This is a genomic window from Streptomyces sp. NPDC006450 (assembly GCF_040612195.1).
Lineage (GTDB): Bacteria > Actinomycetota > Actinomycetes > Streptomycetales > Streptomycetaceae > Streptomyces.
Genome location: NZ_JBEXPT010000003.1, coordinates 115,773 through 139,692, shown reverse-complemented (window position 1 = coordinate 139,692; position 23,920 = coordinate 115,773). Strand labels below are relative to the sequence as shown.

24 protein-coding genes and 4 tRNA genes are annotated in these 23,920 nt (G+C 71.5%); 21 read left to right on the top strand and 7 right to left on the bottom strand.

Going from position 1 to position 23,920, the window contains the following annotated elements:
- Positions 1-24: 24 nt before the first annotated feature.
- The 5 genes from ABZY57_RS02615 (at position 25) to ABZY57_RS02595 (ending at position 5,846) form a co-directional block, all read left to right on the top strand.
- Positions 25-1,593, top strand: a complete 1,569-nt coding sequence (locus tag ABZY57_RS02615) for an NADH-quinone oxidoreductase subunit M (protein WP_356507419.1) — start codon at positions 25-27, stop codon at positions 1,591-1,593.
- 14 nt (positions 1,594-1,607) lie between these two features.
- Positions 1,608-3,197, top strand: a complete 1,590-nt coding sequence (locus tag ABZY57_RS02610) for an NADH-quinone oxidoreductase subunit N (protein WP_356507351.1) — start codon at positions 1,608-1,610, stop codon at positions 3,195-3,197.
- 274 nt (positions 3,198-3,471) lie between these two features.
- Positions 3,472-4,335, top strand: a complete 864-nt coding sequence (htpX, locus tag ABZY57_RS02605) for a zinc metalloprotease HtpX (protein ID WP_356507349.1) — start codon at positions 3,472-3,474, stop codon at positions 4,333-4,335.
- Entirely contained in the window at positions 4,332-4,724 is a 393-nt protein-coding gene (locus ABZY57_RS02600; protein ID WP_356507347.1) for a YccF domain-containing protein, read from the top strand. Before htpX ends, ABZY57_RS02600 begins: the two co-directional genes overlap by 4 nt.
- Positions 4,725-4,826: 102 nt before the next feature.
- Positions 4,827-5,846, top strand: coding sequence for a glycosyltransferase family 2 protein (locus ABZY57_RS02595; RefSeq protein ID WP_356507345.1), 1,020 nt, complete (start codon positions 4,827-4,829; stop codon positions 5,844-5,846).
- Between the two features lie 389 nt (positions 5,847-6,235).
- Here ABZY57_RS02595 and ABZY57_RS02590 read toward each other — a convergent pair whose 3' ends face one another.
- From ABZY57_RS02590 to ABZY57_RS02580, 3 genes are all read right to left on the bottom strand, one after another.
- Positions 6,236-7,459, bottom strand: a complete 1,224-nt coding sequence (locus ABZY57_RS02590) for an APC family permease (protein ID WP_356507417.1) — start codon at positions 7,457-7,459, stop codon at positions 6,236-6,238.
- Between the two features lie 42 nt (positions 7,460-7,501).
- On the bottom strand, positions 7,502-8,929 hold the full coding sequence (locus tag ABZY57_RS02585) for a SulP family inorganic anion transporter (protein ID WP_356507343.1): 1,428 nt from the start codon (positions 8,927-8,929) through the stop codon (positions 7,502-7,504).
- A 309-nt stretch (positions 8,930-9,238) separates the two neighbouring features.
- The gene (locus tag ABZY57_RS02580) at positions 9,239-9,727 is read right to left on the bottom strand and encodes a YajQ family cyclic di-GMP-binding protein (protein WP_243333311.1); all 489 of its coding nucleotides are present in this window, start codon (positions 9,725-9,727) and stop codon (positions 9,239-9,241) included.
- A 198-nt stretch (positions 9,728-9,925) separates the two neighbouring features.
- Between ABZY57_RS02580 and ABZY57_RS02575 the strand changes: the two genes are divergently transcribed.
- The 3 genes from ABZY57_RS02575 to ABZY57_RS02565 all read left to right on the top strand — a co-directional run bounded on the left by ABZY57_RS02575 (position 9,926) and on the right by ABZY57_RS02565 (position 11,114).
- Positions 9,926-10,007: transfer RNA gene (locus ABZY57_RS02575), tRNA-Tyr, on the top strand.
- Between the two features lie 248 nt (positions 10,008-10,255).
- Positions 10,256-10,585, top strand: coding sequence for a hypothetical protein (locus tag ABZY57_RS02570; protein ID WP_356507341.1), 330 nt, complete (start codon positions 10,256-10,258; stop codon positions 10,583-10,585).
- Between the two features lie 91 nt (positions 10,586-10,676).
- Positions 10,677-11,114: a DUF3574 domain-containing protein gene (locus ABZY57_RS02565; protein ID WP_356507339.1), complete on the top strand. Its 438-nt coding sequence runs from the start codon at positions 10,677-10,679 to the stop codon at positions 11,112-11,114.
- A gap of 143 nt (positions 11,115-11,257) precedes the next feature.
- Here ABZY57_RS02565 and ABZY57_RS02560 read toward each other — a convergent pair whose 3' ends face one another.
- Positions 11,258-11,914: an SDR family oxidoreductase gene (locus ABZY57_RS02560; RefSeq protein ID WP_356507337.1), complete on the bottom strand. Its 657-nt coding sequence runs from the start codon at positions 11,912-11,914 to the stop codon at positions 11,258-11,260.
- Between the two features lie 54 nt (positions 11,915-11,968).
- On the bottom strand, positions 11,969-13,291 hold the full coding sequence (locus tag ABZY57_RS02555; protein ID WP_356507335.1) for an amidohydrolase family protein: 1,323 nt from the start codon (positions 13,289-13,291) through the stop codon (positions 11,969-11,971).
- A 372-nt stretch (positions 13,292-13,663) separates the two neighbouring features.
- Here ABZY57_RS02555 and ABZY57_RS02550 point away from each other — a divergent pair.
- The 10 genes from ABZY57_RS02550 to ABZY57_RS02505 all read left to right on the top strand — a co-directional run bounded on the left by ABZY57_RS02550 (position 13,664) and on the right by ABZY57_RS02505 (position 19,622).
- A tRNA-Thr gene (locus ABZY57_RS02550) sits at positions 13,664-13,736 on the top strand.
- A gap of 48 nt (positions 13,737-13,784) precedes the next feature.
- Positions 13,785-13,857, top strand: a tRNA-Met gene (locus ABZY57_RS02545).
- A gap of 88 nt (positions 13,858-13,945) precedes the next feature.
- The gene (gene rpmG, locus ABZY57_RS02540; protein ID WP_003956487.1) at positions 13,946-14,110 is read left to right on the top strand and encodes a 50S ribosomal protein L33; all 165 of its coding nucleotides are present in this window, start codon (positions 13,946-13,948) and stop codon (positions 14,108-14,110) included.
- A gap of 115 nt (positions 14,111-14,225) precedes the next feature.
- Positions 14,226-14,717, top strand: a complete 492-nt coding sequence (locus ABZY57_RS02535) for a MaoC family dehydratase N-terminal domain-containing protein (protein ID WP_356507333.1) — start codon at positions 14,226-14,228, stop codon at positions 14,715-14,717.
- Between the two features lies 1 nt (position 14,718).
- Positions 14,719-15,147, top strand: coding sequence for a MaoC family dehydratase (locus tag ABZY57_RS02530; protein WP_243333324.1), 429 nt, complete (start codon positions 14,719-14,721; stop codon positions 15,145-15,147).
- A 172-nt stretch (positions 15,148-15,319) separates the two neighbouring features.
- On the top strand, positions 15,320-15,874 hold the full coding sequence (locus ABZY57_RS02525; RefSeq protein ID WP_356507331.1) for a TetR/AcrR family transcriptional regulator: 555 nt from the start codon (positions 15,320-15,322) through the stop codon (positions 15,872-15,874).
- A gap of 149 nt (positions 15,875-16,023) precedes the next feature.
- Complete coding sequence (locus tag ABZY57_RS02520; protein WP_356507415.1) at positions 16,024-17,505, top strand: DHA2 family efflux MFS transporter permease subunit; 1,482 nt, start codon at positions 16,024-16,026, stop codon at positions 17,503-17,505.
- Positions 17,506-17,614: 109 nt separating this feature from the next.
- The gene (locus ABZY57_RS02515; RefSeq protein ID WP_356507329.1) at positions 17,615-18,040 is read left to right on the top strand and encodes a DUF3291 domain-containing protein; all 426 of its coding nucleotides are present in this window, start codon (positions 17,615-17,617) and stop codon (positions 18,038-18,040) included.
- A gap of 92 nt (positions 18,041-18,132) precedes the next feature.
- Positions 18,133-19,188 carry a UDP-N-acetylmuramate dehydrogenase gene (locus tag ABZY57_RS02510; protein WP_356507327.1) on the top strand — a complete coding sequence of 352 codons (1,056 nt, stop codon included), beginning with the start codon at positions 18,133-18,135 and terminating at the stop codon, positions 19,186-19,188.
- Between the two features lie 17 nt (positions 19,189-19,205).
- Entirely contained in the window at positions 19,206-19,622 is a 417-nt protein-coding gene (locus ABZY57_RS02505; protein ID WP_356507325.1) for a hypothetical protein, read from the top strand.
- Between the two features lie 13 nt (positions 19,623-19,635).
- On the opposite strand, the gene ABZY57_RS02500 is transcribed toward ABZY57_RS02505, so the two are convergent.
- Together ABZY57_RS02500 and ABZY57_RS02495 are read right to left on the bottom strand one after the other, a co-directional pair.
- Complete coding sequence (locus ABZY57_RS02500) at positions 19,636-20,655, bottom strand: adenosine deaminase (protein ID WP_356507323.1); 1,020 nt, start codon at positions 20,653-20,655, stop codon at positions 19,636-19,638.
- Between the two features lie 169 nt (positions 20,656-20,824).
- Complete coding sequence (locus ABZY57_RS02495; RefSeq protein WP_356507321.1) at positions 20,825-22,051, bottom strand: pyridoxal phosphate-dependent aminotransferase; 1,227 nt, start codon at positions 22,049-22,051, stop codon at positions 20,825-20,827.
- A 191-nt stretch (positions 22,052-22,242) separates the two neighbouring features.
- Between ABZY57_RS02495 and ABZY57_RS02490 the strand changes: the two genes are divergently transcribed.
- From ABZY57_RS02490 to nusG, 3 genes are all read left to right on the top strand, one after another.
- A tRNA-Trp gene (locus tag ABZY57_RS02490) sits at positions 22,243-22,315 on the top strand.
- A gap of 108 nt (positions 22,316-22,423) precedes the next feature.
- Positions 22,424-22,705 (top strand): preprotein translocase subunit SecE, encoded by a 282-nt coding sequence (secE, locus tag ABZY57_RS02485; RefSeq protein ID WP_243333337.1) that lies wholly within the window; start codon positions 22,424-22,426, stop codon positions 22,703-22,705.
- An 84-nt stretch (positions 22,706-22,789) separates the two neighbouring features.
- Positions 22,790-23,752 (top strand): transcription termination/antitermination protein NusG, encoded by a 963-nt coding sequence (nusG, locus tag ABZY57_RS02480; protein WP_356507318.1) that lies wholly within the window; start codon positions 22,790-22,792, stop codon positions 23,750-23,752.
- Positions 23,753-23,920: the final 168 nt, after the last annotated feature.

Genomic DNA, 23,920 nt, shown 5'->3' with positions numbered 1-23,920 from the left:
GTGATTGATATCAGCCCGTCCGTGATGCAGTTCCTTCTGGTGTTCGTCGTGGCCGGACCCCTCGTCGGCGCGGTCGCCGCCCTCCTGCCGGCCCCGCCCGGAATGAAGGGCAAGAGCCCCGAACAGGCCGTACTGCGCCACGGCGTGACCGTGACCGGTGCCATCCTCGCGGCGGCGGTCGTCCTCGCCGTGGGCTTCGACCACGACGCCCCGTCCCGCTTCCAGGCGACGACGGACATCAGCTGGATCCAGGCGCTGAACGTCCGGATCCACCTCGGCATCGACGGCATCTCGCTCCCCCTCCTCCTGATGACCGCGCTGCTGTTCTTCCTCTGCGCGCTCTACAGCTACTTCAAGCTCCCCGCGGGCCCCTCCGCGAAGGCCTTCGTCGCCCTGCTCCTGGTCCTGGAGTCCGGCACCCTCGCCACCTTCGCCGTCCTCGACCTGCTGCTGTTCTTCCTCGCCTTCGAGATGGTCCTCATCCCGATGTACTTCCTCATCGCCCGCTGGGGCGGTGCTCAGCGGCAGGCCGCCGCCTGGAAGTTCATCCTCTACACCCTCCTCGGCTCCGTGGTCATGCTGCTCGGCCTGCTCCTCATCGGCCTGAACAGCGGCACTTTCGACATGGTGGCACTCGCCTCCGACAACGGCCGCGAACTGTCCCACACCACCCAGGTCCTGGCCGTTCTCGCCATCGGGATCGGCCTCGCCGTGAAGACCCCGATGTGGCCGCTGCACAGCTGGCTGCCGGACGCCCACACGGCCGCGCCCACCGTCGGTTCCGTCCTCCTCGCGGGCGTCCTGCTGAAGATGGGCACCTACGGGTTCGTCCGGATCCTGCTGCCCGCCACCCCCGACGGCATGGCCACCTTCGCCCCGTACCTGGGCGCCTTCGCCGCCGTGGGCATCGTCTACGGGTCCCTCGCCTGCCTCGCCCTCGCCCGCAAGGGCAACAAGGGCGACCTCAAGCGACTCATCGCGTACTCCTCCGTCGGCCACATGGGCTTCGTGCTCCTCGGCATCGCCTCCATGACCCCCACGGGCGTCAACGGAGCGCTGTTCGCCAACATCGCGCACGGTCTGATCACCGGCCTCCTCTTCTTCCTCGTCGGCGCGCTCAAGGACCGTTACGGCACGGCCGATCTCGACACCCTCGCCGGAGCCACCGGAGCGGCCCTCTACGGCCGCGCCCCCCGCTTCGGCGCCCTCCTCGCCTTCGCCGCCGTCGCCTCGCTCGGGCTCCCCGGCCTGGCCGGCTTCTGGGGCGAGATGCTGGCCCTGTTCGGCGCGTTCGACCCCGCAGAGGGCCTGTCCCGGCCCGCGTTCCTCACGTACATGTCCGTCGGCGCGTTCGGCACCCTGCTCACCGCCGCATATCTTCTGATCGTCGTACGGCGGGTGTGCATGGGCGACCCGAAGGCCGCGCGCGAAAGCGCCGCCGCCCCCGTGGTCCTCGCGGACATCCAGCGCTACGAGTACGCCGCCTGGACCCCGCTCGTCGCCCTCACCCTCCTCGCCGGCCTGTGGCCCGCGGTCCTCCTCGGCCTCACCGACCCGGCCGTCCAGAAGCTCCTCGCGGGAGGGAACTCATGACGGTCCTTCGCCCCATGACCAGCACTGCCATCGCCGCCGCCGACGGCCCCGGCCTGGTCCAGTCCGTCGACTGGCTCGCCATCGCGCCGGTCGTCATCACCGCCGCCGTCGGCCTCCTCGTCCTGATCGCCGACCTCTTCCTGCCGGAGCGCCGCAAGCCGCTGCTCGGCTGGATCTCCGTCGCCGGCCTGGCCGCGGCGACCGCCACCCTGCTGCCGCTGCGCGCCGGCGACCGCAGCACCTTCTGCCTCACCGGGCCCGGTACGGCGGACCCCGCCGCGTGCAGCTACGTCGCCGACCACTTCACCCTGGTCATCCAGTTGCTTGTCCTGGGCGGCGCCCTGATCACCGCCCTGCTGTCGGTCACGGCCGTCCGCGAGGCCCGCATGCCGGCCGGTGAGTACTGGTTCCTGCTGCTCTCCTCCGCCGCCGGCGCGGCCCTGCTGCCCGCCTCCCGCGACCTCGCCACCCTGATCGTCGCCCTCGAAGTCGCCTCGCTGCCCGCCTTCGCCCTCGTCGGCCTGCGCCGCGGCGACCGGCTCTCCTCCGAGGCCGCCCTCAAGTTCTTCCTGTCCTCGGTCACCGCCACCGCCGTGTCCCTGATGGGCGTCAGCTTCGTCTACGCCGCCACCGGCTCCCTGCACTTCACCCAGGTCGCCGACCGGCTCGGGAACGTCCCCGGGCAGCTCGACACCCTCGCCATGGCGGGCGTCGCGCTCACCCTGGTCGGCTTCGCCTTCAAGACGGCCGCCGTGCCCTTCCACTTCTGGGTCCCGGACACCTACGTCGGCGCCCCGCTGCCCGTCGCCGGATACCTGTCGGTGATCGGCAAGGCCGTCGGCTTCACCGGCCTCATCCTCGTCACGGTCATCGCCTTCCCCGCGTACTCCGACGTCTGGGGCCCCGCCCTCGCCGTCCTCGCCGCGCTCACCATGACCCTCGGCAACGCGGCGGCCCTGCGCCAGTCCGCCGACCGTCCGGGCGGCGCCGTACGGCTGCTCGCCTGGTCCTCCGTGGGCCAGGCCGGCTACCTCCTGGTCCCGATCGCGGCCGCCGCCTACGCCGGCCGCGACCAGATCGGCTCCACGGTCGCCTACGCCCTCATGTACGCCGCCGTGAACCTCGGCGCCTTCGCCGTGGCCGCCCAGGTGGCCCGTACGAAGCCGCTGAACCGGCTCCGCGACTACCGGGGCCTGTACGCCGAGAGCCCGCTCGCCGCCCTCGCGATGGCCTTCTTCCTGCTCTGCCTGGCCGGTCTGCCGCCCGGCATCATCGGGCTCTTCGCGAAGGTCACCGTCTTCCGCTCGGCGGTCGACGCGGGGCTGGGCTGGCTCGCCGTGGTCATGGCCGTCAACGTCGTCATCGCGCTGTACTACTACCTGCGCTGGACCGCCCTGCTCTTCCGCACCCCGGACGGGGACAGGGCACAGGAGGGCGCCCAGGGCGGCGCTCAGCACGGCGCTCAGAGCGGCGCGAAGCCCCGTACGGGGACCCCCTGGCCGGTCACGGCGGCCATCGTGATCACCGCCGCCACCGCCCTGATCCTCTCGGGGGCACCGCAGCTCGTCCTGCGCTTCGCCACGGGCAGCCTCTTCCCGCTCTAGAGCCGCCGGAACGCCGACGGGGCCCTTCAGACCCCTTCCGGCGCCCCGGCGCAGCCGTGGCCCGCCCCGCGCCCGTAACCCGTACGGCCTAACCTCCAACGCGCCCGCCGCGTCCCCGCCCCCCGGCCCACCCGGGCGGCGGGGACGGGCGTGCCCGGGGAACCTGCCGCGCTCACCTCGCGTTGACCAGGAAGGAAGGGTCCACTGGACCGTAGGCCCTCCGATCCCCAGATCCTGGACGGGTCCCCCTGCCGCACCACTTGGAGGGCGCACCGTGCACCGCCGGCACAACGGGCTGAAGACCGCCGTACTCCTCGGTGGTCTGTCGGCCCTCATCATCCTCATCGGAAGCCTCTTCGGCCGGGGCGGCCTGATCGTCGCCGTTCTCGTGGCCCTCGGCACCAACGCGTACGCGTACTGGAACAGCGACAAGCTGGCTCTACGCGCGATGCGGGCCCGCCCCGTCAGCGAGTTCGAGGCGCCCGAGCTCTACCGCATGGTGCGCGAGCTCTCCACGTCCGCGCGCCAGCCCATGCCCCGGCTCTACATCTCCCCGACGGAGGCCCCCAACGCCTTCGCCACCGGCCGCAACCCGCGCAACGCCGCGGTCTGCTGCACCGAGGGCATCCTGCGGATCCTCGACGAGCGCGAGCTGCGCGGGGTCATCGGCCACGAGCTCAGCCACGTCTACAACCGCGACATCCTCATCTCGTCGGTCGCGGGCGCCCTCGCCTCCGTGATCATGTTCCTGGTCAACTTCGCCTGGCTCATCCCCATCGGCCGTTCCAACGACGACGAGGGCCCCGGGCTCTTCGGCATGCTGCTGATCATGATCCTGGGCCCGCTGGCGGCCTCCGTGATCCAGCTCGCCATCAGCCGCTCGCGCGAGTACGAGGCGGACGCCTCCGGGGCCCAGCTCACCGGGGACCCGCTCGCCCTCGCCAGCGCCCTGCGCAAGCTGGACGCCGGCACCAAGCAGCTCCCGCTGCCCGCCGAGCCGCGCATCGAGACGGCGAGCCACATGATGATCGCCAATCCCTTCCGTCCTGGCGAAGGACTGTCCAGAATGTTTTCCACACACCCCCCGATGGCCGAGCGCATCGCCCGGCTCGAACAGATGGCAGGGCGCAGTCGGTGAAGACCATCCTGAACCTCATTTGGCTCGTCCTCAGCGGAGTCTGGCTCTTCCTGGGCTACTGCCTGGCGGGCGTGATCCTCTGCATCACCATCATCGGAATCCCCTTCGGCATAGCCTCGTTCCGCATCGCGGTCTACGCCCTGTGGCCCTTCGGGTACACCACCGTCGAACGGCGTGACGCGGGCGCCGGGTCCTGCGTCGGGAACGTCCTGTGGCTGGTCCTCGCCGGCTGGTGGCTGGCCCTCGGCCACATCGTCACCGGCATCGCGCTGTGCATCACGATCATCGGCATCCCGTTCGGCATCGCCAACTTCAAGATGGTCCCGCTCTCCCTGCTCCCGCTGGGCCGCGAGATCGTCCCGACCGACGCCCCGTTCGCCTCGCGCTGAGCCGCGCCGGGCCCGGATCCGGTTCATCCACTCGTATTACAGTTCCGGGTTGCGGACGAGTGACGCGGACGAGCGGCACGCACGACGGGCAGGGAAGAACCGATGTCGACTGAGCCCTCTGAGCCCTCTGAGCCTTCCGGGTACTCCGAGCCCTCCGAGCTCCCCACGACCCTCTCGGTGGTCGTGCCGATGTACAACGAGGAGGACGCGCTGCCGGCCCTGGTCGGCAGGCTGCGCCCGGCACTCGACGCCATGGCCGTCCGCTACGAGGTCGTCGCCGTCGACGACGGCAGCAAGGACCGCACCGCGGAACTGCTCACCGAGTTCCAGACCAAATGGCCCGAGCTGCGCATCCTGCGGCTGCGCGGGAACTCCGGCCACCAGGCCGCCCTCACCGCGGGCCTGCACAGCGCCTCGGGCGCGTACGTGGCCAGCATCGACGCGGACCTCCAGGACCCGCCGGAGAAGATCGCGGAGATGCTCGACCTCGCCCGCGCGGACGGCCTCGACATCGTCTACGGGGTCCGGGCCGACCGGAGCACCGACACCGGGTTCAAGCGGCACACGGCCGGCGCGTACTACTGGCTGATGCGCCGCCTGGTCGGCAAGCAGGTGCCCGCGCAGGCGGGCGACTTCCGGCTGCTGAGCCGCGCGGCGGTCGACGCGGTCAAGGCCATGCCCGACCAGCACCAGGTGTACCGCCTGCTCGTGCCGTGGCTCGGCTTCCCCAGCGGCCAGGTCACCTACCAGCGCGAGGAGCGGGTGGCCGGTGAGACCAAGTACCCGCTGAGCAAGATGCTCCGTCTCGGCGTCGACAGCGTCATCAACTTCTCCGCCGCTCCGCTGCGCCTGGCGACCTGGCTCGGCGTGGCCAGCTTCTTCGGCTGCCTGCTCATGGTGGGCGCCACCCTGGCGATCTACCTGAAGGGCCGGACCGTCCCCGGCTGGACTTCGCTGTTCATCGTGATGCTGTTCCTCGGCGGGGTACAGCTGATCTGCGTCGGCCTGCTCGGCGAGTACATCGGCCGCATCTACACGGCGGTGCAGCGCCGGCCCACCTTCTTCGTCGGGTACGACTCGCGTGCCGAGGCGGTGCGGAACTCGGAACGCCGACCGGACTGACCCCTGCCGAATCTGCTGAAATCCCAGGTCAGGGAGATTGTCGGTGGGGGGTGTCACTCTGTGTGCATGAATGACACCGAGCAGTTGCTGAAGCAGGTCGCCGGTCGCGCGCACAGCTCCCACCAGGGTCGGTACGCGGCCCCCGGTACCCCGGCCGCGCCCCTTCCGGCGCCCCTGGCCCTCGTGGGCGCGCCTGCGTGGACTGCCACGCGCAGGCCGCCCAAGTCCTGCTGTTCGAACCGAACTCGGGCGATCCGGCCTCGCCTGGTTCCTCGAAGCACCCACGTTCGCCGACTGGCTGCGCGGCCGGCTCGACGGCAGCGCCTGGTTCAGCGAGGAATCGGGCGCGGGGGAGGAGCGGGACCTGGAGCTGACCCCCTGGGCAGGCTTCAGGGCCCGGGTGTGAGCCGCCGGCGGACGCCGTAGGCCAGCGCGCCCAGCGCCAGCACCGCGGCCCCCGCGACCGTCGACGCCGTGGGCAGCGCACAGGCCAGCACCACACAGCCGGACAGTCCCACCGCTGCCACGGCCCGGTCCTTGACACCTGAATCGAGAGTCCACGCGGAGGCGTTCGCGATCGCGTAATAGGCGAGCACGCCGAAGGAGGAGAAGCCGATCGCGCCCCGCAGATCGGTGGTGGCCGCGAGCACCGCCACCACGGCGCCCACCGCCAGCTCGGCGTGGTGCGGCACCTGATGCCGGGGATGTACCGCGGCCAGCGCGCGCGGCAGATGGCCGTCCCGGGCCATCGCCAGGGTGGTCCGCGACACGCCCAGCACGAGCGCCAGCAGCGAGCCCAGCGCCGCCAGGGCCGCGCCCACCCGGACGACGGGAGTCAGTCCGGGCCAGCCGGCCGCGCGCACGGCATCGGCCAGCGGAGCCGCCGACCGCCCCAGCCCCTCGGCGCCGAGCACCGACAGCGCCGCCACCGAGACCGCGGCGTAGACCAGCAGGGCGATCCCCAGGGCGAGGGGGACCGCCCGCGGGATCGTGCGCTCCGGGTCACGCACCTCCTCGCCCAGGGTGGTGATCCGGGCGTAGCCCGCGAAGGCGAAGAACAGCAGCCCCGCGCCCTGGAGCAGCCCTGCGGCCGCCCAGTCCGCGCTGCCGAGACGGCCGGCGTCGGCCTCGCCGGAGGACAGGCAGGCCACGACGACCCCGGCCAGGACGGCCAGCACCACCGCCACGATCACCCGGGCGATCCGGGCGGACTTCTGCACCCCGCCGTAGCTCGCGGCGGTCAGGGCCACCACCGCGGCCACGGCCACCGCGTGCTGCTGCCCGGGCCACACGTAGGCCCCGACCGTGAGGGCCATCGCCGCGCACGAGGCCGTCTTGCCGACGACGAAGCCCCAGCCGGCCAGATATCCCCAGAAGGGGCCGAGCCGTTCGCGCCCGTACACGTAGGTGCCGCCCGAGGAGGGGTACCGGGCGGCCAGCCGCGCCGAGGAGTGCGCGTTGCAGTACGCCACCAGGGCCGCGAGCGCGAGCGCCGCGAGGAGCGCTCCGCCGGCCGCGCGCGCCGCCGGGGCCAGCGCGGCGAAGATCCCGGCGCCGACCATCGCGCCGAGCCCGACGACGACCGCGTCGAAGACGCCCAGGGTGCGCTTCATCTCGTTGTTCAAGGCGCCATTCACGTCCGGAGGGTAACCGGGCTAGGTGACGCCCTCCCTGCCGGGGACGGGCGTACGGCTCCGCTCCCAGCCGTCCAGCGCGGTCAGGCAGGCGTGGTCGAGGTGGCGCAGCCCGCTCAGGTCGAGGCGGACGACGCCGCCGCGGGGCAGCGCGTCCAGCTCGTCGAGCAGCTTGGGCAGCCGCAGGAAGCTGGCGTTCCCCAGGATCCGCACGCGCAGTTCGTCGCCCTCCCGCACCGGCTCGATGTGGACGTGGGAGGTCTCCCAGGCCGCCTTGGCGACGGCGAGCCCCAGCCCGGCCAGCACCCCCTTGAAGAGGTTCGTGGCCACGATCGCCGAGGCCGTCGCCACCAGGACGACCGCCTCGCCCCGGTGCGAGCGCCACAGGGCGGTCACCGCCCGCACCGGCAGCAGCTTCCAGCCGGCGTGCAGCAGCACCCCGGCCAGCGCCGCGAGCGGGACGGACTCCAGCAGCCCGGGGACAGCCACGGCGAACAGCAGCAGCCAGCCGCCGTGCAGGATCCGGGAGGCCCGAGTGCGGGCGCCCGCCTCGACGTTGGCTGCGCTGCGGACGATGACGGCGGTCATCGGCAGGGCCCCGAGCAGCCCGCAGAGCGTGTTCCCGACGCCCTGGGCGACCAGTTCGCGGTCGTAGTCGGTCCGGTCCCCGTCGTGCATGCGGTCCACGGCCGCCGCACTGAACAGCGTCTCGGCGGAGGCGATCAGTGCGAGCGCGACCACGGTCCCGACGGCCCCCACGGAGGCCAGCACTCCGAAGTCTTCCCAGCCGGGCGGGGTCACGGCCGCCAGGACGCCCGTGACCCGGACCCGTTCCACGGGCAGCCGCAGCAGAACGGCCGCGGCGGTCGCGGCCGCGACGCCGACGAGCGCCCCCGGTACGAGCCGCAGCCGGTCGGGCATCCGACGCCAGGCCACCAGGACCGCGACGGTCCCGGCCCCGAGCGCCACGGCGGTCCAGTCGGCGCGCCCGCCGAGCTCCAGGGCTCCGGCCAGCTTCTCCAGGGTCCGCGCCGGGGCCTCCACGTCGGCCAGCGCGTACAGCTGACCGGCGATCAGCACGAGTCCGATGCCGGCCAGCATCCCGTGCACGACGGCCACGGAGATCGCCCGGAACCACCGCCCGAGCCGCAGCACGCCCATACCCAGCTGCACCAGCCCGGCGGCCAGGACGAGTACGCCGAGCGCGGGCAGCCCGTACGTCCGCACGGCCTCGTGGACGAGCACCGTGAGACCGGCGGCCGGGCCGCTCACCTGGAGGGAACTGCCCCGGAACCAGCCGGTGACGAGTCCGCCCACCACCCCGGTGAGGATCCCGAGTTCGGCCGGCACCCCGGAGGCGACGGCAACTCCGACGCAGAGCGGTAACGCGACCAGGGCGACCACCACGGACGCCCCGAAGTCTTCACGCAACGTGCCGGCCCCAGGCATACGGGAACCCCCTGTCGAGGCGGTGACGGACACCCCTCACCCTGGTGGGCGCACTCCCCGCCGCCCAAGTGCACACGGAGGACACCACGGGCGCGTACGCCGCTCACGCCCGGCACACACCCACCGGGCGCCGGTACCCCGACACCGCCCCCGACACCGCCCCCGACACCGCCCGCGGCGCCCGGACGCGGAGGCCCCTGCCGCCCGCACCCCCGTCGCCGGTACCCCTCGCCGCGACGACCGCGGCCCGGCGGTCCGCGAAGGACCGCCGGGCCGGCGTGCGGGCTGAACCGAGGCCTGAGCCTGTGGTCAGCGGTAGTTCACGAACTGGATCGCGAAGTCCAGGTCCTTGCCCTTGAGGAGGGCCTGGACTTCCTGGAGGTCGTCGCGGCTCTTGGAGCTGACGCGCAGCTCCTCGCCCTGGACCTGGGCCTTGACGCCCTTGGGGCCCTCGTCGCGGATGATCTTCGCTACCTTCTTGGCGTTCTCCTGGGAGATGCCCTCTTCGATCGTGGCGAAGATCTTGTACTCCTTGCCGGACAGCTGCGGCTCACCGGCGTCGAGCGCCTTGAGGGAGATCCCGCGCTTGACCAGCTTGGTCTCGAAGACGTCCAGGACGGCCTTGACGCGCTCCTCGGAGTTCGCCTCCATCAGGATCTTCTCGCCGGACCAGGCGATCGTGGCGCCGGTGCCCTTGAAGTCGTAGCGCTGCGAGAGCTCCTTGGCGGACTGGTTGAGGGCGTTGTCGACCTCCTGCCGCTCGACCTTCGAGACGATGTCGAAACTGGAGTCGGCCATGTGCTGTGGCTCCTTGAAGTCGGTAGTGACGGCCCCGAAGGGCGCGGCCGGACATCCCCGGACCGCTCCGCAAAGCCTAGCCACCGCGCCCACGTGCGGTGCTGATCAATCCGGTGGCGAAGCACCCCCGGTCATCGGGTATCGTTTACGTCGTTGCCACGGAGCGCCGCCGAAAGGCGGAAAGACGGCAGCGATCATGGCGGTGTGCCCGAGTGGCCAAAGGGAGCAGACTGTAAATCTGCCGGCTCAGCCTACCCAGGTTCGAACCCTGGCGCCGCCACGCGAGTGAAACCCTCGCTCATTGCAGAAATGCAGTGAGCGGGGGTTTTCTCGTACACCGCGTACCCCCCCAACGGAATCCGCTGGCACCGAAGCCGCCCGCGACGCATGCTGTCCACATGATCAGCATCAGCGGCCGAAAGGGCCATGGCGCGTAAGGCGCCCTCGCAGGTCCGGTCGGACCTGCCACGCCGGAGGTCCCGAGAGGACGACCGAGCCGTCGTTCCGGGCGTCTCGTCCCGCAGCCTCGTGGAGATCGCCCGCGTCGAACGCCACCGGTACGAGCAGGGCGCGGCCTGTCACGCGCTGCTCGTCTGGCGCGCGATCGTGTACCGGCGCGGGCCCTCGTGGATCATCTACCCGAGTTGGTACGACAACTGCCCCTGCTGGCGACCCGCCTGCAGCGGCGATCACCGGGAGACCCTGGAGGTCTTCTGCCAGGCCCTGCCCCGTCGTGCCGCGCGGGAATTGAGGGCCGTGCTCGCGCCCCTCGACGCGCGGTTCCTGGCCCGGACACTCGATGACCCGTACGCCCCGCCGGGAGATCCGTGGTGGCGGCGCAGGCTGGAGACGGCGTGAGGGGCCGGAGGCACGGAGCGTGCGCGGGCGCGGGGTGGGGCCATCGGGCGGATCGGGCGTACCGATGCGGGGCTCCGGTCGTTCATCCGGAGTGAAATGGACTTCTGACGCGCGCGGAAAGGTCGGCGGCGGGGTGCTCCTCGCCCTGCTGGGAGCGGGGATCCCCGCTCTGGTCGGAGCGGCGCTGAACAGCGATGTGGGACATCCCTACCAGGAGACCCGGCTCTACTTCGGCACGGAGCGGCCGGACGGCCGTACGCCGGTCGCGGAGCGGGAGTTCATGGGCTTCCTCGAACGGGAGATCACCCCCGCCTTCCCCGAGGGGCTGACCCTCCAGAGCGGGCGCGGCCAGTGGCAGCGGGACGGGAAGATCATCCGCGAGACCTCGTACGAGGTGGTGCTGCTGTACCCGGAGAAGGAGGCCGACGAGCGCGGCGCGCGCATCGAGCGGATCCGGGAGGCGTACGAGAAGCGGTTCGAGCAGGATTCCGTCGGGCGGTCCGACGACCGGCTGACCGTCGACTTCTGACCGGTCGGCGGGCCGACCGGCAGGTCGCTGACCCGCTGACCCGCTGACCGGCTGCCCCAATGACCCGCTGACCCGCGGCCCTCGGCGGACTGGTCGCAGCCCGCCCCGACCGGGTGGCTTGCGACCCGCCGGGGGCGGGCGGCCTAGTTGCCCGCCACGTCCTTGACCGCCACCGGGACCGGGGTCGAGCCCGCGATCAGTTCCAGGGTGAGGCCCGCGGTCGCGGGCGTCTCGATCAGTTCGGCGAGCACCGCCGCCACGTCGTCGCGGGTCACCGGCCCGCGGCCCGTCCGGGCCTCCAGGCGGACCAGGCCCGTGCCCTCGTCGTCGGTCAGCGAGCCCGGCCGCAGGATCGTCCACTCCAGGCCCAGACGGGTGCGGACGTGCTCGTCGGCCTCGCCCTTGGCGCGGAGGTAGGCGTCGAAGACCTCGTCGCCCTCGCGGCGGGTGTCCGCGCCCATCGAAGAGACCATCAGGAAGCGGCGTACCCGGGCCCGTTCGGCCGCGTCCGCGAACAGCACCGCCGCGCCCCGGTCCACCGAGTCCTTGCGCCCGGCCCCGCTGCCGGGCCCCGCGCCCGCGGCGAACACGGCGGCGTACGCGCCCTGCAGGATGCCGGCCACGTGCTCGACCGACGCCGACTCCAGGTCGCACAGCACGGGCTCGGCGCCCGCCTCCCTGAGGTCGTCGCCCTGTGCAGGGTCGCGGATGATGCCCGCGACCTCGTACCCGCGCGCGGCGAGCAGGCGCTCCAGCCGCAGCGCGATCTGACCGTGTCCACCCGCGATGACGATGCGCATGCCACGACCGTACGACGAGCCGGGCGAGCGCGCCCGGGAACATGTGGTGAACCCTCAGGGGCCGGGCTCCATACGGCCCTGCCGGGGCAGGTCCAGGGCCACAGCCACGGCGGAGTCGCAGTACTCCCGTACGGCACTCGTCCGGGCTACCACCCGCCCGCGGTGGATCACGATCCGGCTGTACGCGAGGGACAGCACGCTCGCGATCCGTTCCCCGCGCACGGCGAGCAGCTCCGCCGGGAAGCCGGCCTCCACCCGCACCTCCGGCAGGCCCATCGCCTCGCGGGCGGCGCCGGCCACCGAGTGGTAGGCCTCGGTGGCGCGGAGACCGCCCTGGGAGGCCAGGAGGTACGCGGCTTCGAGCGGGTCCCCGCGCCCGACCGGGTTGCCCGCGTCGCGCAGGGCCCCGCTGCCGGCCGCGACACGGACCCCGGCGGCGCGCAGCAGCCGGACGGGGGCGGTGCGCAGGCCCCGCCGTTCCAGGGCCGCGCAGTCGCCCTGGGGGAGGCAGGTCACCCGTACGCCGGCGGCCGCCAGCTGGTCGGCGGCCCGGGACGCCACGTCCAGCGGGAGCCGGGACAGACCCCCGCAGGGCCCGATGGAGACCCCGGGCCGCAGCCCGCCGGCCATGGCCGCCAGCCGGGACAGGCGGGCGGGGTCGTCTCCGTCGGTGTGCAGGTCGACGGGGCAGCCGTGCTCGGAGGCGAGTTCCAGTACGGCTTCGAGGAAGCCGGTGGGGTCCGGGTCGAGGTCGGGGCAGCCGCCGATGACGGAGGCGCCCATCTTCACGGCGTCCCGCAGCATGGCGAGCCCGTCGGCCCCGGCGACCCCGGTCAGCAGCCGGGGTACGGCGACGGTGGTGAGATCGGTGAGCCCGCGCAGGGAGCGGCGGGCCTGGAGCACGGCCTCCAGGGGGCCCAGGCCGTGCACGTCGCCGATGCGGACGTGGGACCGCACGGCCGTGGCGCCGTGCCCGAGCTGGAGCAGGGCGGCCTCGGTGGCGCGGCGCTGCACCTCGTCGGGGGCGTAGGAGACGGGCCCCTCGCTGTCCGCGGTCAGTGCGGTGTCCCCGTGGGAGTGGGGCTCGGCGGGGGCGGGGAGCAGCAGGTAGCCGGTGAGGTCGACGCGGGCGCCCGCGGCGGCGGGCAGGCTGCCGGCCGTCCCGACGGCCTGGATCCGGCCGCCGCCGAGGCGGACGTCGACGGCGCGGCCGTCGGTGAGGCGGGCGCCGGTCAGGAGCAGGGTGGTGGACTCGGGGGCCGCCGGCCCCGGGCTGCCCTGGGCGCTCTCGGGGCGGTGCCCCTGGCCTTGCCCCTGGCCGCTGCCGGGGCGGTTGCGCGGGGAGGGGGACGGCTGCTGCGGCTGGCTGTCGGACATCGCGCTCCTGCGGTGGCTCGGGCGGTTCCTGGGGCCGTGGCCGCGGCCCGCGGCCCAAGATCACGCAGCGTGCTCAGAGCCTAGGGGGCAGGGGTGCCCGCTTCGCGGAAGAGGGCAATAGTCGTACCGGTGCGTCTGGGTGGACCGCTCCGGGATCTCCTCCGGGGGCGGGCGGGGCCTTCGTGGTGACGCAGGGTGCAACTCGGGTGAGCGCGGGTGTGATGCCTGACACCTTTCGGGGTGAAAGGTGCCCGGAGAGGGGCCGGAGACGCGTTTCGCGCGGATCGGGAAAGGCGGCGGTGGTGCTCGGAGCCCAGGCCCCGCAAAGGATTTGGGCGATCGGCGGACGACCGTGTAATGTCTTCCTCGCTCGCCCCAATAGCTCAGTCGGTAGAGCGTCTCCATGGTAAGGAGAAGGTCTGCGGTTCGATTCCGCATTGGGGCTCTGGTGAGAGAGGTTCCCCACCCTCGGGTGGGGAGCGGATCTCATCAAAGCGGCGTAGCTCAGTCGGTAGAGCAAGCGGCTCATAATCGCTGTGTCACCGGTTCAAGTCCGGTCGCCGCTACACACAGTAGCCGATTGCGGGGTCGGTCTCCCGATCGGCTACTCTTTTATGCGTTCATCCGTCCAATTGTCCGTCAAGGAGCACTCACGTGGCTGCCACCGACGTCCGCCCGAAGATCACGCTGGCCTGCGTGGAGTGCAAGGAGCGGAACTACATCACCAAGAAGAACCGGCGTAACAACCCGGACCGTCTTGAGATGAAGAAGCACTGCCCGCGTTGCAACTCGCACACCGCGCACCGCGAGACCCGCTAACACCTGGCGAAGTCTCGTACAACAGGCACAGTCTTACCGTCATGAGGTCGTCCCCTTCACTGGGGGCGGCCTTGTGTCGTTTCGACAGATCGTTTCAACAAGGAGGTAGGGAGTCATGGCGCTCGACCAGTCCTTCGTGGGGCGGAGCTACCCGCCCACCGATCCGTACGAGGTCGGCCGGGAGAAGATCCGCGAATTCGCGGTCGCCGTGGGTGACGCCAATCCGGTGTACACGGATCCCGAGGCAGCCAAGGCCTTCGGTCACCAGGACGTGATCGCCCCGCCGACTTTCGTGTTCGCCATCACGTTCGCGGCGGCCGGTCAGGTCGTCGCCGACCCGCAGCTGGGGCTGGACTACAGCCGCGTCGTGCACGGGGACCAGAAGTTCGCGTACACCCGCCCCGTGCGGGCCGGTGACCGGCTGACGGTGACCTCGACCATCGAGGCCGTCAAGTCGCTCGCGGGCAACGACATCATCGACATCCGCGGTGAGGTCCACGACGAGTCCGGCGAGCACGTGGTGACCGCCTGGACGAAGCTCGTCTCCCGGGCGCCCGAGCCCGCCGCCGCTCCCGCCGCCGCCGGTTCCGCTCCCGAGGAGGCCTGAGATGGCTGCTCAGATCCAGTACGACGACGTCGAGGTCGGCACCGAGCTGCCGGCGGCGTCCTTCCCCGTGACGCGGGCGACGCTGGTGCGGTACGCGGGTGCGTCGGGTGACTTCAACCCGATCCACTGGAACGAGAAGTTCGCCACCGAGGTCGGACTGCCCGACGTGATCGCCCACGGCATGTTCACCATGGCCGAGGCGATCCGCGTGGTGACCGACTGGGTGGGCGACCCGGGCGCGGTCGTCGAGTACGGGGTGCGGTTCACGAAGCCGGTCGTCGTCCCGAACGACGGGCAGGGCGCGCTGATCGAGGTCACGGCCAAGGTCGCGGCGAAGCTGGACGACAACCGGGTGCGGGTCGACCTGACGGCCATGAGCGCCGGGCAGAAGGTGCTGGGGATGTCGCGCGCGGTGGTCGCTCTCGCGTAGGAGCGGACCACCCCCGGGTCCCGGGGGTCCCCTGGGAGCCACTGGGGTCCCATGCGCTCAGGCGTGACGAGGAAGGCTCTGGCCGGCGAGGAAACTCGCAGGTCAGAGCCTTCTTTGTTGCTCGCTCCGGGTGCGGCTTGTCAAGTTAGTGATTGAGTACTAACTTTGCAGCATGGCAAGGATGAGTGCGGAAGAGCGGCGCGAGAGCGTCATCCTGGCGGCGATGCGCGAGTTCGCGCGGGGCGGGTACTACGGGACCTCCACCGAGGCGATCGCCGGGCGGGTCGGGGTGTCCCAGCCGTACCTGTTCCGGCTCTTTCCGAACAAGCAGGCCATCTTCCTGGCCGCCGCCGCTCGCTGCATGGAGGACATCCGGCTCGTCCTGGACGAGGCCGGCAAGGGCCTCCAGGGCGAGGATGCGGTCCAGGCGATGAGCGCGGCGTACATGAACCTGATCGCCGAGCACCCCGACAAGCTGCAGATGCTGCTCCAGACGTACGTGACCGTCGCCGCCGCCGAGGCTGCCGGGGAGCCGGAGTTCGGCGAGATGGTGCGGGCCGCCTGGATGGAGTTGTGGGACACCCTGCACGTGCCGCTCGGGGGGGACGTGAAGGAGACGACCAGCTTCCTCGCGTACGGAATGCTCATCAACACCCTGTCCGCCATGGGGTTCCCTCCCGAGCACCGGGTCTGGGAAGGCTTGTACCCGGACGGCCGGGCTCAGTAGCGCGGTATGGGCGAGTGCGGCCGAGTACGGCCGTCCGTCCATGGCTTCGTGGCTCCACCCCTCTCCCTCCCTCCGCGTCCGCGAGTCGGCCCGCGCAGGGCACACGTCTGTCCGTTGAAGTTAGTGATCAATAACTAGTTTTGGGGGAAATCGTGCAGGACACCAAGCTTCGCGGGCCCGCGGTCTGGGCCCTCGTCATCACCGGGGCCGCCAGCTTCATGGCCGCGCTCGACAACCTCGTCGTCACCACCGCGCTCCCCTCCATCCGCGAGGACCTCGGCGGCAAGCTGGAGGACCTGGAGTGGACGGTGAACGCGTACACGCTCACCTTCGCCGTCCTGCTCATGTTCGGCGCGGCCCTCGGTGACCGGTTCGGCCGCCGGCGGCTCTTCATAGCCGGTACCGCCGTGTTCACCGTCGCGTCCGCCGCCGCGGCCCTGTCGCCCGGCATCGACGAGCTCATCGCCGCCCGAGCCGTCCAGGGAGTCGGCGCGGCGATCATGATGCCGCTCTCGCTCACGCTGCTGACCGTCGCCGTCCCCGCCGCCCGGCGCGGAATGGCCCTCGGCATCTACGGAGCACTCACCGGCCTCGCCGTCGCGAGCGGGCCGCTCATCGGCGGCAGCCTCACCGAGCACATCTCCTGGCAGTGGATCTTCTGGCTGAACGTCCCGGTCGGACTGGCGCTCATGCCGCTCTCCCGGATGCGGCTCGGCGAGTCCACCGCCCCGCACGCGAAGCTCGACGTCCCGGGCACCGTGCTCATCAGCGGCGGGCTCTTCGGCGTCGTCTACGGGCTGGTCAACGCCAACGCGCACGGCTGGACCAGCCCCTCCGTGCTCACCGCACTGCTGGTGGGGACCGCGCTCGTGGGCGGGTTCGTCCTCCACGGTTTCCGCAACGCCAACCCGGTGCTGCCCATGCGGCTCTTCCGCGACCGCGGCTTCTTCGGCATCAACATGGCGAGCCTGCTGATGTTCGTCGGGATGTTCGGCTCGATCTTCCTGCTGAGCCAGTTCCTCCAGAGCGTCCTCGGCTACTCGCCCACCGAAGCCGGGCTGCGCATGCTCCCCTGGACCGCCATGCCCATGATCGTCGCCCCGATCTCCGGGATCCTCTCCGACCGGATCGGCAGCCGGCCCGTCGTGGTCGCCGGGCTGGCGCTCCAGGCCATCGGTCTCGGCTGGTTCGCCGTGATCCTGGGCACCGAAGTCTCCTACGCCGACCAGCTCCCGGCGATGATCATCAGCGGCATCGGGATGGGCCTGTTCTTCGCTCCCGCCTCCAACGCCCTCATGTCCACCGTCGCCCCCGCCGACCAGGGCAAGGCCGCCGGAGCCAACAGCGCCCTGCGCGAAGTCGGCGGAGCCCTCGGCGTCGCCGTCCTCGCCTCCGTCTTCTCCGCCCAGGGCGGCTACCAGTCCGGGCAGTCCTTCACCGACGGCACCGTCCCCGCCCTCTGGATCGGCGGCGCGGCCGTCGCCGTGGCGGCCGCGCTGGCACTGCTGCTGCCCGGCCGGGCCGAGGAGAAGGCCCGGGCCGCCGCGGCCCCGCCGACGGCGGACCGGCCGGCGGACGACCGGGGCGAGGCCCCGGCCGACGGGCACGCCCCCGAGAAGGTGGCCGTCTGAGCGGGTCCCGCTCGCCGGCCGGTGCCCGCGCGGCGGCCGGCGGGGGAACCGCAGCCGCGGCCCCGCACGAAGTCCCGTACGACACGTCACCAGTGAGGAAAGGCCCGTCATGCCCGACATCCCCTGGTCCACGCCCACCCGGCCCGCACCCGGCGCCGAGGTCTACGTCATGGCCTCCCGCTTCGAGACCACGAGCCTGACCGGAGCCCTGAGGTTCTTCCTCAGGTCGCCCGGCATCGTCCGCCAGATGCGCAAGGCCCCCGGAGCCCACGGGGTCGCCCTGCGGGCCCGGGTCCTGCACCGCACCTTCCTGACCCTGTCCGCCTGGGAGGACCGGGACGCCCTCTACCGCTTCGCGGGCAGCGAACCGCACCGCTCCAGCTCCCGGGCGGCCGCCGCCTATACGAAGGAGGCCGGGTTCGTCTTCTGGACCGTACCGGCGAGCGAGCTCCCCATCGGCTGGGCCGAGGCGGAGCGCCGCCTCGCCGAACAGGCGGAGCAGCGGGGAACGGAGCAGGAGTCGGAGCGCGGCTGAGGCGGGCCGTCGAGGCCCCGTACGGCCCTGCGGTACGCGTACGGTCCGTGGCCCCGCCTGGTCGGAGGGACGCGGACCGTACTCTTGTCCACGTGCAGGAACTCCACGACGCCCCCCTCGCCCCGCTGACCACCTTCCGGCTCGGCGGCCCCGCCGCCCGGCTGGTCACCGCGACCACCGACGCCGAGGTCGTCGCCACCGTGCGCGCCGCGGACGAGAGCGGCACCCCGCTCCTGGTCATCGGCGGCGGCAGCAACCTGGTCATCGGCGACCAGGGCTTCGACGGCACCGCCCTGCGGATCGCGACCACCGGGTTCGCGCTCGACGGGACCCGGCTGGAGCTCGCGGCCGGTGAGAACTGGAGCGAGGCCGTCGCCCGCGTGGTCGACGCCGGGCTCGCGGGCATCGAATGCCTCGCCGGGATCCCCGGCTCGGCCGGCGCCACCCCGATCCAGAACGTCGGGGCGTACGGCCAGGAGGTCTGCGACACGATCACCGAGGTCGTCGCCTACGACCGCACGCGCGGGGAGACGGTCACGCTCCCGGCCGCCGAGTGCGCGTTCTCGTACCGCGACAGCCTCTTCAAGCACCAGCCCGACCGGTACGTCGTCCTGCGCGTCCGGTTCGCCCTGGAGGACGCGGGCGGCCTGTCCGCACCGGTCAAGTACCCCGAGACGGCCCGCGCCCTCGGCGTCGAGGCCGGCGACCGGGTGCCCGCCGCGCAGGCCCGCGAGACCGTCCTGCGGCTGCGCGCCGGCAAGGGCATGGTCCTCGACCCCGCCGACCACGACACCTGGTCGGCCGGCTCCTTCTTCCACAACCCGATCCTCGGCGACGAGGCGTACGCCGCCTTCCTCGCCCGCGCCCAGGAGCGGCTCGGCCCCGAGACCGCACCGCCCGCGTACCCCGCCGGGGAGGGCCGTACGAAGACCAGCGCGGCCTGGCTGATCGACAAGGCCGGCTTCACCAAGGGCTACGGCGACGGCCCCGCCCGCATCTCCACCAAGCACACCCTCGCCCTCACCAACCGGGGCGAGGCCACCACCGAAGACCTCCTCGCCCTGGCCCGCGAGGTCGTCGCGGGCGTCCACGCGGCCTTCGGCGTCACCCTGGTCAACGAGCCGGTGACGGTCGGCGTCAGCATCTGAGGAGCCCCGGCCCGCCCATGCTCTGTCCCCTGCACGGGGCCGGTACGGACCCCACCCGGCTGGTGGGACGCACGATCAGAAGAGTCGTCGCGTCCTGGCACATCAGCGACGGCGAACGCTCCGAGGCACCCCTCGACGTATGGCTCCTCGACAGCGACGGGGAGTCCACCCGGATCACCACCGGGTCCGACGCCTGCCTCATCGTGGAATCCGAGGCGCCGCACGAGCCCTACGACATGGGGGAGTGGGGCCGCATCGAGGTCGGCGAGGACCTCGGCGACCACCCCTTCCTGCGCCACCTCGGCGAGACCGTGGAGTCGGTCGCCGAGTTCGCGCTGCCCGCGCAGGGGCGCACCCACCTGGAGATCGGCTTCCCGGACGGAGCCCGCGTGCGGGCCGACTGCCACGAGGGCGACCTGCGGCTCACACGCTGACGCGCACCGCCCGCTACGAGGCGATCCAGTCGTCGATCCCGGCCAGCAGCTTCTCCTGCACGTCGCCGGGAGCGGCGCTGCCGCGCACCGACTGGCGGGCCAGCTCGGCGAGCTCCGCGTCCGTGAAGGCGTGGTGCTCGCGGGCGATCTCGTACTGGGCCGCGAGCCGGGACCCGAAGAGCAGCGGATCGTCCGCACCCAGGGCCATCGGCACCCCGGCCTCGAAGAGGGTGCGCAGCGGGACGTCCTCGGGGTGTTCGTAGACGCCGAGGGCGACGTTGGACGCCGGGCAGACCTCACAGGTGATCTGCCGGTCGGCGAGCCGCTTGAGCAGGCGGGGATCCTCGGCGGCCCGTACGCCGTGCCCGATGCGGGCTGCGTGCAGATCGTCGAGGCAGTCGCGGACGGAGGACGGGCCGGTGAGCTCGCCGCCGTGCGGGGCCGCGAGCAGTCCGCCCTCGCGGGCGATGGCGAAGGCCCGGTCGAAGTCGCGGGCCATGCCGCGGCGCTCGTCGTTGGAGAGGCCGAAACCGACGATGCCGCGGTCGGCGTAGCGCACGGCGAGCCGGGCCAGGGTGCGGGCGTCGAGGGGGTGCTTCATGCGGTTGGCGGCGATGACCACGCGCATGCCGAGGCCCGTCTCGCGGGAGGCGGCGTCCACGGCGTCGAGGATGATCTCGACGGCCGGGATCATCCCGCCGAGGAGGGGGGCGTAGGAAGTGGGATCCACCTGGATCTCCAGCCAGCCGCTGCCGTCGCGCACGTCCTCCTCCGCGGCCTCGCGGACCAGGCGGCGGATGTCGTCGGGCTCGCGCAGGCAGGAGCGGGCGGCGTCGTAGAGCCGCTGGAAGCGGAACCAGCCGCGTTCGTCGGTGGCGCGGAGCTTCGGTGGCTCGGCGGAGGTGAGGGCGTCCGGGAGGCGTACCCCGTACTTGTCGGCGAGCTCCAGCAGGGTCGACGGGCGCATCGAGCCGGTGAAGTGCAGGTGGAGGTGGGCTTTCGGCAGAAGCGTGAGATCGCGTACGTGCTCCATTCGCCGATCCTGCCGCACTTGTCACCCGATCGGCAGCCCGATTCCCTGAACGGGTCCTTGCCCGAACGTAAATCCGGGGGGCCGGAGGGTGCCGCGAACGCCTGAGCGGCGGTTCCCCCCGGGGGGAGCCGCCGCTCAGGTCGGGCTGCGGGCCGCTTGAGGCCAAGGCCTAGGCCTTGGCCTCCGCCAGGAGCTTCTGGATGCGGGAGACGCCCTCGACCAGGTCCTCGTCGCCCAGGGCGTAGGAGAGGCGGAGGTAGCCGGGGGTGCCGAAGGCCTCGCCCGGAACGACCGCGACCTCGGCCTCGTCCAGGATCAGCGCGGCGAGCTCGACGGAGGTCTGCGGGCGCTTGCCGCGGATCTCCTTGCCGAGGATGTCCTTGACCGCGGGGTAGACGTAGAACGCGCCCTCGGGGGTCGGGCAGAAGACGCCGTCGATCTCGTTCAGCATCCGCACCATCGTCTGGCGGCGGCGGTCGAATGCCGTGCGCATCGCGTGGACGGCGTCCAGGTTGCCGGAGACGGCGGCCAGCGCCGCGACCTGGGCCACGTTGGAGACGTTGGAGGTGGCGTGCGACTGGAGGTTGGTCGCGGCCTTGACCACGTCCTTCGGGCCGATGACCCAGCCCACGCGCCAGCCCGTCATGGCGTACGTCTTGGCCACGCCGTTGACGACGATGCACTTGTCGGCCAGCTCGGGAACGATCGTCGGGAGCGAGACGAACTTCGCGTCGCCGTAGACCAGGTGCTCGTAGATCTCGTCGGTCAGGACCCACAGGCCCTTCTCGACGGCCCAGCGGCCGATCGCCTCGACGTCGGCCTCGGAGTAGACGGCGCCGGTCGGGTTCGAGGGGGAGACGAAGAGGACGACCTTCGTGCGCTCGGTGCGGGCCGCTTCCAGCTGCTCGACGGAGACCCGGTAACCGGTGGTCTCGTCGGCGACGACCTCGACCGGGACACCGCCGGCGAGACGGATCGACTCCGGGTACGTGGTCCAGTACGGGGCCGGGACGATGACCTCGTCGCCCGGGTCCAGGATGGCCGCGAACGCCTCGTAGATCGCCTGCTTGCCGCCGTTGGTCACGAGGACCTGGGAAGCGTCGACCTCGTAGCCGGAATCGCGCAGCGTCTTCGCGGCGATGGCGGCCTTCAGCTCGGGCAGACCGCCGGCCGGCGTGTAGCGGTGGTACTTGGGGTTGCGGCAGGCCTCGACCGCGGCGTCGACGATGTAGTCCGGGGTCGGGAAGTCGGGCTCACCCGCTCCGAAACCGATCACCGGACGCCCGGCGGCCTTGAGGGCCTTGGCCTTGGCGTCGACGGCGAGGGTGGCGGACTCGGAGATGGCACCGATACGGGCGGATACGCGGCGCTCGGCGGAAGGCGTTTCAGAGGTCATGCGGCCAATCGTCCCAGACGTCAAACGAGCCCCGCACTCTGTTTCAGTTACCGGACGGACGCTCTGCGGACGGTGCTGTTCGACGTCAGGGCCCGGACCACGTACACTCAACCGTCGTTGGCCCTCGTCGACCGCTGCAGAGCGCGAGCACACCGTGCACTCGCCTGGATGCGGTAGGTTGAGGGACGCAAAGGGTCGTAGCTCAATTGGTAGAGCACTGGTCTCCAAAACCAGCGGTTGGGGGTTCGAGTCCCTCCGGCCCTGCTCCACACTCCTTCTTCGGATGTGTGTGCGCAGGTACGTACTTAGATGCAGTGCCGTGCGGCGCAACCGGGCGCGGCTACGGCCACGACCCGGATTCAGGTGAGAGACGTGACGGACGCCCTGGGCTCCATCGACATGCCTGACGCCGAGGATGACACTCGCGAGAAGAAGGCCCGCAAGGGCGGCAAGCGCGGCAAGAAGGGCCCTCTGGGTCGTCTCGCGCTGTTCTACCGCCAGATCGTCGCGGAACTCCGCAAGGTTGTTTGGCCCACTCGCAACCAGCTGACGACGTACACCTCTGTGGTGATTGTCTTCGTCGTCATCATGATCGGTCTGGTGACCGTGATTGACTATGGGTTCCAGGAAGCCATCAAGTTCGTCTTCGGCTGATCCCCGCGGAGGGCGGCGCCTTGATGGGTGCCGCCCGTTTTCGCATGTTCGACCACCTTTTGTATCCAGGAAGAAGCAGCCACCGTGTCTGACCCGAACCTGAACGTGAGCCCCGACTCCGTCGAGTCCGTCGAGGACGAGCTCGACATCGTCGAGGCTGCAGACGCTGTGGACCCGGACGAGGCCGAGCTCGCCGACGCCGAGGCGGGTGTCGCCGCCGAAGAGGCCGCGCTGCACGTCGAGGGCGAGATCGACGCCGAGGCCGACTCCGAGGACGACGACGCCGAAGAGGCTGACGACGCCGAAGAGGCCGCCGACTCCGAGGGCACCGACGAGGACGAGGCCGTCGAGGCTTCCGACGACGAGGACGCCGCCGAGGCCGATGACGCGGAGGCCGTCGAGGCCGCCGACGCCGAGCCCGCCGAGCCCGTCGACCCCATCCAGGCCCTGCGCGAAGAGCTGCGCCTCCTGCCCGGCGAGTGGTACGTCATCCACACGTACGCCGGCTACGAGAAGCGCGTGAAGGCCAACCTGGAGCAGCGCGCCGTCTCGCTCAACGTCGAGGACTTCATCTACCAGGCCGAGGTGCCCGAGGAAGAGATCGTCCAGATCAAGAACGGCGAGCGCAAGAACGTCCGGCAGAACAAGCTGCCCGGTTACGTTCTCGTCCGCATGGATCTGACGAACGAGTCCTGGGGCGTCGTCCGCAACACCCCCGGTGTCACCGGCTTCGTGGGCAACGCGTACGACCCGTACCCGCTGACCCTGGACGAGATCGTCAAGATGCTCGCTCCGGAGCTGCAGGAGAAGGCCGCCAAGCTGGCAGCGGAAGAGGCCGGTCTGCCGGCGCCCGCCGTCAAGCGCGCCATCGAGGTCCTGGACTTCGAGGTCGGCGACTCGGTCACCGTCACCGACGGCCCGTTCGCGACGCTGCAGGCGACCATCAACGAGATCAACCCGGACTCGAAGAAGGTCAAGGGTCTCGTCGAGATCTTCGGCCGCGAGACCCCGGTCGAGCTCAGCTTCGACCAGATCCAGAAGAACTGATCCACAGCCTTCTGGCACACGCTTCCGGACAGGTCAGATTGCCCGCTTGCGGGCGGTCTGACCTGCTCGGTTTTCTGCCCCGCGCCGATACCCGTTATCGTGGTGCGGTATGCCTCCATCCGGATGACCGGATTGGCGGCGAAAAACTCTCACTAGGACCCGGAGAGA